This is a genomic window from Solitalea agri (assembly GCF_023914155.1).
In the GTDB taxonomy this organism is placed as follows: domain Bacteria; phylum Bacteroidota; class Bacteroidia; order Sphingobacteriales; family Sphingobacteriaceae; genus Solitalea; species Solitalea agri.
In genome coordinates this window covers 87893-101241 of record NZ_JAMWYS010000036.1, presented here as the reverse complement: position 1 = coordinate 101241, position 13349 = coordinate 87893, and the positions used below count along the sequence as shown (strand labels likewise).

9 protein-coding genes are annotated in these 13349 nt (G+C 38.4%); 4 read left to right on the top strand and 5 right to left on the bottom strand.

Annotated features, from left to right (window positions below):
• Nucleotides 1–2 precede the first annotated feature (2 nt).
• The 3 genes from NF867_RS11460 to NF867_RS11450 form a co-directional block, all read right to left on the bottom strand.
• Nucleotides 3–1367, bottom strand: coding sequence for a RagB/SusD family nutrient uptake outer membrane protein (locus NF867_RS11460; RefSeq protein ID WP_252588140.1), 1365 nt, complete (start codon nt 1365–1367; stop codon nt 3–5).
• A 17-nt stretch (nt 1368–1384) separates the two neighbouring features.
• On the bottom strand, nt 1385–4417 hold the full coding sequence (locus NF867_RS11455; RefSeq protein WP_252588139.1) for a SusC/RagA family TonB-linked outer membrane protein: 3033 nt from the start codon (nt 4415–4417) through the stop codon (nt 1385–1387).
• A gap of 189 nt (nt 4418–4606) precedes the next feature.
• Nucleotides 4607–5011 (bottom strand): YybH family protein, encoded by a 405-nt coding sequence (locus NF867_RS11450; RefSeq protein WP_252588138.1) that lies wholly within the window; start codon nt 5009–5011, stop codon nt 4607–4609.
• 180 nt (nt 5012–5191) lie between these two features.
• On the opposite strand from NF867_RS11450, the gene NF867_RS11445 reads away from it, so the two are divergent.
• Nucleotides 5192–6289, top strand: coding sequence for a vWA domain-containing protein (locus tag NF867_RS11445; RefSeq protein WP_252588137.1), 1098 nt, complete (start codon nt 5192–5194; stop codon nt 6287–6289).
• A gap of 275 nt (nt 6290–6564) precedes the next feature.
• Nucleotides 6565–8076, top strand: coding sequence for a MoxR family ATPase (locus NF867_RS11440; protein ID WP_252588136.1), 1512 nt, complete (start codon nt 6565–6567; stop codon nt 8074–8076).
• A gap of 64 nt (nt 8077–8140) precedes the next feature.
• Here NF867_RS11440 and NF867_RS11435 read toward each other — a convergent pair whose 3' ends face one another.
• Complete coding sequence (locus NF867_RS11435) at nt 8141–8983, bottom strand: GNAT family N-acetyltransferase (protein ID WP_252588135.1); 843 nt, start codon at nt 8981–8983, stop codon at nt 8141–8143.
• 184 nt (nt 8984–9167) lie between these two features.
• Here NF867_RS11435 and NF867_RS11430 point away from each other — a divergent pair, with 184 nt between their 5' ends.
• On the top strand, nt 9168–10451 hold the full coding sequence (locus tag NF867_RS11430) for a metallophosphoesterase (protein WP_252588134.1): 1284 nt from the start codon (nt 9168–9170) through the stop codon (nt 10449–10451).
• Between the two features lie 42 nt (nt 10452–10493).
• Nucleotides 10494–11357 carry a UbiA family prenyltransferase gene (locus NF867_RS11425; RefSeq protein ID WP_252588133.1) on the top strand — a complete coding sequence of 288 codons (864 nt, stop codon included), beginning with the start codon at nt 10494–10496 and terminating at the stop codon, nt 11355–11357.
• A 58-nt stretch (nt 11358–11415) separates the two neighbouring features.
• Here the strand turns inward: NF867_RS11425 and NF867_RS11420 are convergent, their stop codons facing one another.
• A complete protein-coding gene (locus NF867_RS11420) occupies nt 11416–13347 on the bottom strand; it encodes a DUF3857 domain-containing protein (protein WP_252588132.1) in 1932 nt (643 codons plus the stop codon).
• Nucleotides 13348–13349: the final 2 nt, after the last annotated feature.

The following is a 13349-nucleotide window of genomic DNA, read 5'->3' as shown; positions in this document are numbered from 1 at the left end:
AGTTATTGTCCTACGTTTTCAGCAAACGGTATTGGAAATGCCGGCCAAACATCATCACCTGTGCGATCAATCGGAAGTTCACCCAGTTTATCATATCTACGCATATCTACCCAACGATGACCTTCACAAAACAACGAATATCGTCGCTGATTCAGCATTTCAGTAGTAAGTGCCGCCTGACTAACTGCTCCGGCATAAGGGGTTAAATTATTACCAGACCTTATTCTATTAATAGCTGTTACAGCTTCTGGTAGCGCATTAGTTCCAATTTTTGCCTCTGCATAAATCAGTATTAGTTCTTCATTTCTAATTATAGGAACAGCTGATGTATTACTTTTATAAACAGCTACATCATAATCACTTGACAAACCACCTTGTGAGGCGGTGGCATTTCTCTTTGATATTTTTAACAACCTTGTATCGGCATTCTGACCCGCTGCAATAGCGTCATCGCGAAAGTCAGGTTGAGCCACCCTAACTTCTCCAGTTGCATTTGGAGCTAAAAAGAATCGGTTCAACTGATCCCCTGAAGCTGTTGAAAACACATGAAAAACACCTTTCTGAAAGTCGCCGTTGATATCAAAAAATGATTCGTTTAGATAATTTAACGCCCCTGCAAAATCCTTCCGATAAACTGCTACCCGAGCTGCCAAAGCTTTATTGAATTTCTTAAAATCGGCTGGAGTTAACGGAGCAGTTGGACTTGGTTTAATACTAATGAATCCATTAGAAAGCGAAAATGCAAAAGAATCTCCCGCATTATCCAGCTGTGTTGATGCATCGTTTAAAAGCGCTGCAATTGCCGTAAGTGCATCATCATAGCTTACAATTGGACCAAGGTTATCAGGATCGGCAACATCAATTCTAATACCATTTGCTCCTGTTAAATTTAACGCAATCAAGAATTCATACGCTTTAATAGTATTTGCAAATGCTCTGTACCCCTCTTTCTGTGCCGCTGTAGGCACTTGAGTATTATCTATTGAGGCCAATAAAATATTACAGTTCTTAATTACCCTATAGGATGCATTCCACTGACGAGTAGTATAAAAAGCATTATTATCTAAAGTTGCATTTTCCTGACCCAGTAAATCTTGGGTATATCGTGGTTCCGAACCTGCAAACCGGTACATTTCGCGACCTACCACGCCAACATCGTCTAGATAATACTCAATTGCATCACGCATACCTGATTCACTTCCGGTAACAATATTATTTAACTCTGAGATGGATGCATCTGTGAGTACTCCATCCAAACTTGGGTTATTCGGGTCGACACTGTCTTCCAGTTTACACCCTGAAGGGAATAATGCTATTAATCCAATAATCAGGGTGAATAATATTTTATTATTTATATACTGTTTCATAACTCTTTTGCTTAAGATTAAAAATCAACTGTTAAATGGAAGAACATACGTTTGGCAGAAGGATATGGAGTAACCTCAACATTTGATGAGAATCCGGCTGAACCAAAGTTAGACACCTCGGGATCATAACTATCATAATGAGTTATAGTAAATAAATTGGTAGCAGAAACTCCCAATTTAATACCCGATACCACCCCTTTAAATGTTTTGTTAAGAAGATCAGTGTTAAACGAGTAATACAAGCCGATATCACGCAAACGAACGAAACTAGCATCTTGAACAAAGATCCGTGATGAAACACCCACAGTACTAATACGATCTATTGCATCAGCTACACCATTATTATTTTTATCAGCGTCATAGTCATGACTGGTTCCTCCCAAATCATTCAAGAATTGCGAAAGATTAATATTATCGCCTTTATTTTTCCAGTGAAGAGTAAAGCTCAATGATAAGTTTTTATAAATAGTAAAATCATTGACAAAATTCATTTGAAATTTTGGCTCCGAATTACCCAAAACAAAAACACCATCGCTATTTCCATCGCCATCAATATCATCCAAGCCCACAATTTGCGTTGGCGATTTCCCTTCTTCAATTTTAAAGCTACCTAGGGTGTTACTAAATCCACCAACGTTAAATGATGGGATGTCCAGTTTTAACATCTTAGCTCTGTTCATCCAATAGTTAGTGCGGAAATTCCACCTGAAGTTTGGCGAACTAAAAGGAATGAAGCCTAGGCTCAACTCAACTCCTTCATTTTGCAGTGTACCTCCGTTAATTACTTTTTGAACAAAGCCCGAAGAAGGTTGAACATTTTGCGTAAATATCAGATCGTAAGCTTTTTTGTTATAATAAGTTGCTTCGAAAGTAACCTTGTTGTCAAGAAAACTAATATCAAACCCGGCTTCAAATTCTTTTTGCCGTTCTTGCTTTATATCTTTATTTCCTTGCTGAACAAAGCCCTGATTATTAATAACGCCAATGAGCGTTCCTCCAAAACCTCCAATATTTGAAGCGGAGAATGAGGTGTATTTAGATCCGAAAGGAGGGAAATTACCTGATTCGCCATAAGCCGCTCTAAGCTTTAACTGATTTATCGATTTAACCTTCCAAAAATCAAAGTTTTGTAGGTTAACGGCTGCCGATGCCTTAGGGAACATTTCAAATTTATTGACATCAGCATTATCGGTTGATTTATCAAACCTCAAACCTCCAGTCACAATAACACGATCAGCAAAATTTATTTCTTCCTGAATAAATAATCCCCTATTCTTTCTTGGAGCCCTATATTGCACCACAGTTACTGCCGAGGCTTGATTGACGTTTGTTTGCGTACCGATTAATTTGGTAGCTACATCTAGCAATTGATTCTGGTCGAAGTTTTCAGCTGTGGCACCGGCCGAAGTAGTAAAATTCCAGGCCTCTTTTCCCCCAGAAGTGTAGGTATTTACCAATAATGCAGAGTAATTGGTATTTAAATTATTGGTACTGCCTTGAACTGATGCACCATCAGTACCGTTCCCATTTGATTCAAACTGTAATGAGTTAGGAAAAATACCTTTGGTGTATAGATTGTAATAATCAAGTCCGCCCCGAACAATTGCTTTAGTAACCGACTTGCTATTTTGTTGTATAAAGGCTGTAAGTGATAAGCCTCCAAGAAAACGATTTACCTTTTCATTATTCGTAATCAAATCTCTTGTTTCAAGAGGATTAGAGGCTGAATAAGGGTTTGCTGGATAGTTTCCAGCGGCATCAGGGTGAAGATTGGCATAGGTTGGGGTTGATGAAAGAGCAACACCGTACGAAACGCTGTTATTATCATTATTGGTTAATCCACGGTCGGCTGATGAATTAATATAATTGGTAGTTAATGCCACATTAAATCTATTAGAAATCTTATGATCAACGTTAGCACGTATTGAATACTTTTTATATCCGCTATTTTTAATGATCCCGTCCTCATCCTGTATTAAGCCTGATAAGAAGAAGTTCGTTTTTTCGCCTCCTCCTCTAACACTTAACGAACTATTTGTAAGAAATCCTGTTTCTCCATACATTTCTTTTTCGTAATCGTATAATGCATTGTTAGCTACCGCATCTCTGTAAAGTTGTTTTTGTGCATCAGCATTTGCCTGGTTACTTTCGTAAAACGCCTGAATCTTGTCTTCATCCCATTGGCGAACTCCTAATAATTTGATAGCCTTGGCTGTTCCAAGATCCTGAGAGAAAGAGACCTTGGTTTTACCCTGTGATCCCTTTTTTGTAGTAATAATGATTACCCCTGATGATGCTAAAGCACCATAAATTGCTGCAGCGGAAGCTCCTTTTAATACCTCCACATTCTCAATGTCTTCAGGGTTAATATCGGCAATACGATTGGAAGGATTATCCTGGTTTGAAGTGGCGCTACCATTTCTTGATGCGGCGGTAACTACGTTTAAACCTCCGGAGATGGACGAGTTATCCATAATCACTCCATCCACTACATATAAAGGTTGTGTTCCACTGTTAATAGATGTTAACCCTCTTAAGCGGACTGACATACCACCACCAGGAGCTCCCGATGCGGCAATAATGTTTGCTCCCACCAACTTACCGTTTAGTGCTCCATCCAACGTTTGTGGAGTAGAGGTTCCGGTAAGTTCTTTCGATGAAATAGTGGCTACCGCATTCGCCAAATTGCTCCTTTTTACATTGGTCGCCAAACCGGTTATAACTACCTCGTCAAGTTTAGCAACGTCTTCTGCCAGTTTAATGTTAATGGTAGAAGAGGAGGCGGCAACTGTTTGTGCCTGATAACCTAAAAGAAAAAATTGGATTTGAGATGTTGCGGAAGGAACTGTTATGGAATAGTTTCCATTCACATCAGTGGAAGCTCCGGTAGTAGAGCCTTTTAATGTAACATTAACACCGGGCAGTGGTTCATTGCTTACGGCATCAGTTACTTTGCCTTTCACATTCACCTGGGCAAATGTTACCAGGGGTGCTATCAACACCATACTAAAAAGCGTAAATAGCATTTTACGTAAATGTCTTATCCTCATATGATTAATTGGTTAATGAATATATTAAGTTAACAAAAATTAACTCAACATATAAAACATAAAACACTAGTAATCAAATATTTTACAGAGACATTCTTTTTAGTGATTTAATTCATTGTATTCAAATAGTGTAATTATCGATTATTTATAAACACCAATTTGTTTTTTGAATTGGTTTAACCACCTTTTTTAACTGCTGTGGTCAGCTACAATCTTCCATTTACCCTTTATCTTTTTTAATAGTAAAGTATAATAACCAGAAGGCTTATCTTTTTCACGTTCAAGCTCCCATCGTCCAATTACAAAAGCACTTGTTGGGCTAAGAACTTCCACTTTTATAATGTTGAAGTTTAATTGGCCCATAGCGCTTTTATCGGGATAACTCTTTTTATAATTGTCCAGGGTGGTTTGCCAACCATATTTAGGGCCGTTTTTCCCAATAAACATCAATGAATCAGATTTCCAATATCCATCCATAAATTCTTCCAAATTACCAGCCGACCAAGCTTTAGCCTGAGTATTTAGTAGATTTTTAATCACGGCCACATCCTTTGATTGGGTAAAACCAACAATTGGAATGAAGAGCAGTATCAAAACGAATATTTTTTTTATAAGGTTATGATTACAAATTATTAAGGCTAATAAACTTTAACTGTTCCAAAATAACGAATTTGTCGAATTCCAATTGGTTCTAAAGGCGTGAATTCGTGTTTAAAACATTAAATTAGTAAAAGCGTTATTCAATCATCCAAATGCTCATAAATTATTAAGAATATGCGCGGTTACGCTTTCACTCAATATATTCCTCAAGATATACCCAAAGGTAGTTTTGAGGATCTGCTCAAGCTTTTTATTCAGTTGCTCAATTATACCGCTGGCGATGCCAATGAGGCCTTATCGTGGATGAATGAATTAGATAAGCAATACGGCCTTACCAATGATGAATATGGCATGGGTGATTTTATTGAAGATCTTAAAAAACGAGGCTACCTAACTGACGATAATGAAAGCGGTGGCTATATTATTACCGCTAAATCTGAACAAACCATACGACGGTCGGCATTGGAAGAGATTTTTGGAAAGCTAAAAAAATCAGGGAAGGGTACTCATCAAACTAATTACTCCGGTCAAGGCGATGAGCCCAACGCCGAAAGAAGAGAGTATCAGTTTGGCGATAACCTGGAACAGATTGATATGACTCAATCGATCCACAATGCACAAATTAACCACGGCTTGGGCGATTTTCACCTAACAGAACGCGATTTGGAGGTGGAAGAAATGGATTATAAGACCTTAACTTCTACTGTATTGATGATCGATATATCGCACTCTATGATTTTATACGGTGAAGACCGGATCACTCCTGCTAAAAAAGTTGCCATGGCGTTGGCTGAGCTTATCTCTACTAAATACCCAAAAGACACACTGGATATAGTTGTATTTGGCAATGACGCCTGGCCCATTTCTATAAAGGACCTTGCTTATCTTCAAGTGGGACCATACCACACCAATACCTATGCTGGCCTGGAATTAGCAGTAGATATTTTGAGAAGACGAAAAACCCATAACAAACAAATTTTCATGATTACCGACGGTAAGCCCACCTGTTTGAAAGAAGGTTTGAAGTATTATAAAAATAGTTTTGGTTTAGATAGAAAAGTGGTGAACAAAACCCTTACAATGGCAGCCGAATGTAAAAAGCTAAAGATCCCGATTACAACCTTTATGATCGCACGCGATCCGTATTTACAATCATTTGTGCGACAATTTACACAGGTAAACGGAGGCAAGGCTTTTTACAGCACACTATCCGGACTTGGGGAATACATTTTTGAAGATTATATCCGGAACAGAAGGAAAACGGTACGATAACCCCTAAATCCCCTAAAGGGGACTTTAAGGGTGCTAAACGACTGCTTTAATCTCAACCACTCTATTTTAATAAAATAAAAATAAGTAGAACTAGAAATAAACATTTCCGACATTCCCCTAGATCCCCTAAAGGGGACTTTAAGGGTGCTAAATGACTGCTTTGTTCGCAGCTACTCTGTTTTAATAAAATAAAAATAAGTAGAACTAGAAATAAACATTTCCGACATACTCAAAAGTCCCCTTTAGGGGATTTAGGGGTCTAATCAACGTAATCAATGACAAACAACATAACAACATTAGGAGCCTTAAAAGCCTCAGGATATAAACCAAAAAGCATAAAAGACGAGTTAAGAGATAATCTTATTAAGCGTTTAAAAGCCGGAGAAAAAACAGTTGAAGGAATTATCGGCTATGACGAAACGGTCATTCCTGATTTATTTACAGCTATTCTTTCGCGACACAATATTTTACTATTGGGATTGCGTGGCCAGGCAAAAACCCGAATTGCCCGCCAAATGGTCGATTTATTGGACGAGTGGGTTCCTTATATTTCAGGGTCCGAATTATATGACGACCCTTTAAACCCTATAAGCTGGTTTGCCCGAAATGAGATCAACGAGAAAGGCGATGATACCCTTATCGCATGGTTGCATAGAAGTGAGCGCTATACTGAAAAGCTGGCAACTCCGGATGTTACCGTTGCCGACCTTATCGGAGATGTTGATCCGATAAAAGCTGCGGCGTTAAAACTCCCCTACTCCGATGAGCGGGTAATTCACTATGGATTAATACCTCGGACCCATCGCCAGATTTTTGTGATCAACGAACTTCCTGATTTACAAGCACGGATTCAGGTTGCTTTATTTAATATTCTTGAAGAAAAGGATATACAAATCAGGGGATTTAAATTGAGATTGCCTTTAGACATTCAGTTTGTGTTTACTGCAAATCCGGAAGATTATACCAATCGCGGTTCAATTGTAACCCCATTAAAAGACCGTATCGAAAGCCAGATTTTAACGCATTATCCAAAAACTCCTGACCTTTCAAAACAAATAACCCATCAGGAAGCCAGACTTCACGAAGATCAGCTGGAAAAGATCAATGTTCCTGAATTGATAAAGGATTTAGTAGAACAAATAGCGTTTGAAGCAAGGGCCAGTGAATACGTTGACAAAAAGAGTGGTGTGTCGGCTCGTTTAACTATTTCGGCATTTGAAAACTTAATGAGTACTGCCGAGCGTCGTTTATTACTGAATAATGAAGGCAGTACTACAATCCGATTGGCCGATTTTATTGGCGTTATTCCCGCTATTACCGGCAAAATTGAACTGGTTTATGAAGGCGAACAGGAAGGCCCGGCTAAGGTCACCCATATTTTAATCGGAAAGGCTATTAAAACTCTTACAGCCAACTATCTCCCCGACCCAGAGAAAGCGAAAAAGAGTAAAACCAATAATCAATACGCCGATATTATTGACTGGTTTGGCAAGGGAAATAGCATTACCATCGCCGATGGCTTAAGTAACAGTGAATATTCCACTGCCTTAAAAAAGGTTCCTGGCTTGGAGGACCTGATCAGGGCACTCCACCCACGGACGGATGAAACCAACCGGCTGCTGTTAATGGAACTTGCCCTGCATGCTCTTTCAGAATATTCATTATTGAGCAAACATTACCTAACGAATGGATTTGAATTCAAAGATATGTTCAGCAGCTTATTCAATGCCTCCATCGACGATGAAGATGAGGATGAGCGAGGATATGGCAGAGACGACAGATATTAATTCTGCTTAAACAAGCAGAAATAACAATCCCTCTCCCACACGAAGAGGGATTGTTATTTAATAATTAAACGTCCATCAGCATTTCAACCTGAGGTGCTACAGACTTAAGTCCGCGTTTGGTAAAAAATACATAAACGGCTTGATTAGATTTATCGAGATTAAACACTGAAAGTTCACCATCAAAATTGTTCTGAAGATAAGCCAATAACAAAGTCCCATAACCCTTATTCCTCTCTTCTTCATTAATGAAAAACAATCCAATCCTTCCATTTTCTGGATTGAAACTTGTAAAACCCATCAACTCATTTGCGTGAAAAAGTCCTATTGTTTTACGTTTAGATCCGGCTCTCTTAATAGAATTAATGCTATTTTGCCACGACGGCTGAACGGAAAATTTTGAAGAAAGACATTCCCATTCAGGCTGTTCAATTTCTTTAAATAAGCAATTATCATCGGCCGAAACTTTTGTATTTATCTTGCCTTTTAAACAATCCAATTCTCGGTTTGGCTTAAAACCTACTTGTTCATAAATGCGTTTTGCAAATGTGTTTCCTTCAACATATTCCAACAAATGCTGATTGATCCCTTTCTCTTTCAGTTTAGGAATAATGTACTGATACATTTTCTGCGTTATTGCCTTACCCCTGTATGTTGGAATAACTCCGGTACCGGCATTATAAACTGTTGGCTTACCTAACCAGTTGCCCGGGGCATGAAGAATAAATCCTACCATGTTGTCTCCATCAAACATTCCTACCGAATAGTTCAGCTCAATTCCTTCTGATTCCATTTTATTCATTAGTTGTTGCTTCGAAAGTTGAAGTTTTACCAGGTAATCGGAAAAAGCGTAATTAAAAGTTTCGAGAATGGTAGCAAGAGGGATGCTTTCTAATGTTTTTAACTCCATAAATAATCGGTAATTGATACACTGAAAATAAGGCTTCTCTTATTGTTTCGATGTAACAATGTAGCGAAGTACTCTCCTTTCACCGTCATAATTAAGCATTGATAAAACATTTTACCATATGCTTTGTACTTTTGAGATACATGAACCCTTTGGATAAGACATCCATTGTGGTTTACTTTATTATATGAATTCAGGACGGATCATTTTTCTTATTTCTATAACAGTTATTGTTCTTTGTGTCGACATTTATGTTTATCAGGCATTCAGGTCGGCAATAAAAGTATCTTCACCCCGAAAACGTAAGATCTTACTTTACGGTTATATCGCGGTTTCAATAGTAACTTATTTAGCCAAACTACTGACTCTCTTTTTTTTCTTCGGAAAGTTCACTCAAAATCTGATTACTGTATGGTTGTTTATGCTCACCATCTGTAAAATGGTTGCTGTTCCATTTTTAGCAATCGACGATCTTCGTCGCTTGATTATTTGGCTCATCCGAAAATTTAAAAAGAAAAAGATCACCGAACTCCAACAAACAGAAACGATAGCAGCTACACAGGAATCGGATCTGAATAAAATATCCCGCTCCGAATTTTTAAGCAAAGCCGGTATTATCGCAGCAGCGATTCCGTTTGCCTCGCTGGGCTATGGGGTAATTAAAGGTGTCTATGACTATAAAGTCAACCATGTTAAGCTGAAGCTTCCTAATCTTCCAAAGTCATTTGAGGGCTTAAAAATTGCCCAGATCTCTGATATACATTCTGGCAGTTTCTATAACAAAAGGGCTGTTCAGGGAGGTGTAGACATGTTACTCGCTGAAAAGCCCGATATGGTGTTTTTTACCGGCGACCTTGTAAATGATGAAACACCAGAGGTGAAGGACTATGTTGACATTTTCAATAAAGTAAAAGCTCCCCTTGGTGTTTATTCAACTCTTGGGAACCACGATTATGGCGATTATAAATTATGGCCTTCAGCAAAAGCTAAAAAGCAAAACCTTGAGGATTTAAAAACAGTTCATCGCAAATCATTAGGTTGGGACCTCCTGATGAATGAAAACCGGATAATTGAGCAAGGTGGTGATAAGATCGCTATAGTTGGTATTGAAAATTGGGGCAAAGGCCGATTCCCCAAATATGGCCGTATGGACTTAGCTGCTAAAGGAACCGATGAAGCAGCTGTTAAACTGTTGTTATCGCATGATCCCAGCCATTGGCGATTACAGGTATTACCAGAATACAAAGACATTGACGCCATGTTTTCGGGGCATACTCATGGAATGCAGTTTGGTATTAAGCTGGGGGATTTTCAATGGAGCCCAATTCAGTACATGTACCCGGAGTGGTCGGGGTTATACCAAGAACAGCATCAGCAACTTTATGTTAACGTGGGATACGGTTTCTTAGGTTACCCCGGACGAGTGGGCATCGCGCCGGAGATCACTATTTTTGAGTTAACCAGGGGATAAGTTTTTAACTTTGAAACACCTTATCCTACTTATTAATTACTCTTGAAAAAAGCCTTTGATTTTTTTGTTTTCGGAAATTTTTGGGTTGCTCTTTGTGCCGCGGCGCAAGGAATGCTAACGTATCTGCTTGTTGAACAGCAACCCTCTAAATACATCATCTCAGTCCTATTTCTTGCCACCTTTTTCATTTACAACATTCGGATTGTGTTAAATTATTCGACAATCCTAAAAAACAAAGATCGATACACCTCTAACCGAATGAGGTGTGTTAGCAAGCATGTTAAGCTCATTCGTTTTTTGACCTACGGATCTGTTCTACTGCTTTTGCCTTTGATCCCACTCATCCATATTAATTCATTACTCTCACTTGCTGTCACCGCATTCCTTGCATTTGCCTATTCATTGCCAATTTTAAAAACCAAAGGTGGTGGCTTACGACAAATACCTGCCGCCAAAACATTTTTGATAAGCTTAATCTGGGCTTCATGCACAGTGCTAGTGCCTATATTAGATTCCGGAGCTCAACTCTCTTATCTTGACATCGTTCTGCTATTTACCAAGCGATTTATCCTGGTATTTTGTTTGGCTGTAATTTTTGACATAAGAGACATTGAAGCCGATTTGAGCAATGGATTAAAAACAATTGCAAATGTATTAGGCCCGGCAAAAGCGAAGATGCTTTGCTATGTTTTAATTATTGCACACTCATTGCTGATAACCTTGTACGACCTTCCTTTGCATCCTTCGATCTATTTAGCCTTGGTTATTTTCTTACTAATAGTGGCCTGGTTTATTTATCGATCATTCCCCAAGAAAAGCGATTACTTCTATTTGTTTTGGGTTGATGGGATGTTTGTTCTTCAATACCTTCTTATACTATCATCCAGTTATTTCGAAAGGTTATAAAACACAAAAAGGCAGTTGGTTATAAACTGCCTTTTTGTGTTTTTATGTGTTGCTTTCTTTAATTAGTAACCACCGGATTGCCAGTTGTCACCAACACCACTTTTGCTTTATCTGATTTAGCAATAGCTGTTAAGAAGTCTAATAAAGCATTGTATTTTTCAGGAGCAAAACGGCCCTCATTTCTAATTAGCTTACGTGAATAGATCAATTGATTGTTCTCCAATTTTACAGAAGCAGTAAACTCGCCAAACTCTGATTTTAGCGATACGTCGTTTGGTTTACTTTCTAAGCTATATCCTACCGGAACTTCATAAACAATATTGTCTTCGTCGGTGGTAGCTGAATAAAAAAGGATTTCAGAGCGACGTTTCTCCAGTTTCTCCGGCAGCGAAGTCATTCTGTTGAATAAATTAGGCTGAAGGAAAATGCGTTTCCCCGAAATATTAAAGTAATTAGAGAATTCCAGCTCTAAATGTTCAGTCAATGTAGGTTTACTTTCTTTATCTACCTGATAACTAAAACCTTTTAACTGCATGCTCGGAATATCGATCGTTTTATAAAGATATTTTTCGATCTCTCCTTTGCTGTTTGTTGCATTCATGTAACTTAAATCATCCTGGCGAACACATTTATATTTTACATCAACTATTGCCGAAGCTTGTCCTGATAAATCAAATTTAATTTTAGCATTACGAGACAAGGTATTATCTGAAGCAGAGTAAGACGGTGTTTTAACCAATTGACCGCCTTCAGGAGAAAAAATTAAAGCATAACGATTGCCGGTGAAGCTCCCCATATAATTTAAAGGATCATTCTGACTGGTACATTCTACCCAATAGGTTTCCTTTTCAGTCGGGATTGACAATACCACATGGTTAAAAGGATCTGTAACGAAATCCGGATCTATTTTACTTGGTTGTCTTCCACCGTAAATCAAAGCTCCATTGGCATTTACGCCTGCTTCTTTCAACAGCGATTTTAAATAGTTTGTAAGCGCTTTACAATCTCCATAGCCCCTGGTTGCCACGTATTTGGCATCAAAAGTTTGAAATCCACCTATTCCTAACTGAATACCGATGTAACGAGTATTTTTCTGAAGATAATCATATAGCACCTTTGCTTTTTCGATTTGATCTTTTAGCCCATCGGTTAGCTCATGTACTTTTGTTTTTACTGGTTCTGGCAGCTGATCCCTATCCTTATTTAAATTATAATACCACGCGCCAAAAGCATTCCATGTATCCATTTTACCTTCATAACCTTCGTACGAGATATCAACAGCGCCACAAGTTACCAATGGGCCCTGTTCTCTGAACGACGGTGAATAGGGTTCTTGCTTAAGGGCAGGTAAATTCACCGCCTGCCATGTATAACTATTTTTGCCATCAATCACCTCTTTTTTCAAGGGAATAGTAAGTCCTGATTCTTTATATCTAACTTCCATCGAAACCGGCAATGTTAACTGATACTTGCTGCTTTGAGTACTGGCTCTGTAGCCAGAGTAACCACTCCATCCCGGGTAAGTTAATAGACCTACATACTGTACTTCATATTCAAAATCAACTGTATATGGATATACATTATAGGCCAACTTTGCAACTTTAACACGATTATCATCATATAACGCTACACCATCGTTCGCTTTATAATCCCTTATCTCGCTATTTTTTAGTTTCCTGATCACATTCCCCAACGAATCATACAGGGTTCCTTTAATACTTCCTGTAGGGTGTAGTTTATCATATCCCAATTCAAGTTCGGCCCTATCATCGCCATTGGGATTCAAAATAGTTATGGCAACATGATACTTGTACTTTGCTGAAGCCTTATTGGCAATATCAAAAATGACATCATCAACCCGAAATACCACATCGGCATCCTTTCTTAATTCAGTCGGAATATCTTTTACCGGATATTTCCTTTCATCTCCGGCATAAGCAAATGCGGCCTTTAATGAACAAAGCAACAATAGAAACAATGTTTTTTTCATAA

Bases quoted from the DNA above. Each gene is read 5' to 3' on its own strand.
- NF867_RS11420 (WP_252588132.1), bottom strand. From the start codon at position 13,347: ATGAAAAAAACATTGTTTCTATTGTTGCTTTGTTCATTAAAGGCCGCA.
- NF867_RS11440 (WP_252588136.1), top strand. From the start codon at position 6,565: ATGACAAACAACATAACAACATTAGGAGCCTTAAAAGCCTCAGGATAT.
- NF867_RS11430 (WP_252588134.1), top strand. From the start codon at position 9,168: ATGAATTCAGGACGGATCATTTTTCTTATTTCTATAACAGTTATTGTT.
- NF867_RS11460 (WP_252588140.1), bottom strand. From the start codon at position 1,367: ATGAAACAGTATATAAATAATAAAATATTATTCACCCTGATTATTGGA.
- NF867_RS11435 (WP_252588135.1), bottom strand. From the start codon at position 8,983: ATGGAGTTAAAAACATTAGAAAGCATCCCTCTTGCTACCATTCTCGAA.
- NF867_RS11455 (WP_252588139.1), bottom strand. From the start codon at position 4,417: ATGAGGATAAGACATTTACGTAAAATGCTATTTACGCTTTTTAGTATG.
- NF867_RS11445 (WP_252588137.1), top strand. From the start codon at position 5,192: ATGCGCGGTTACGCTTTCACTCAATATATTCCTCAAGATATACCCAAA.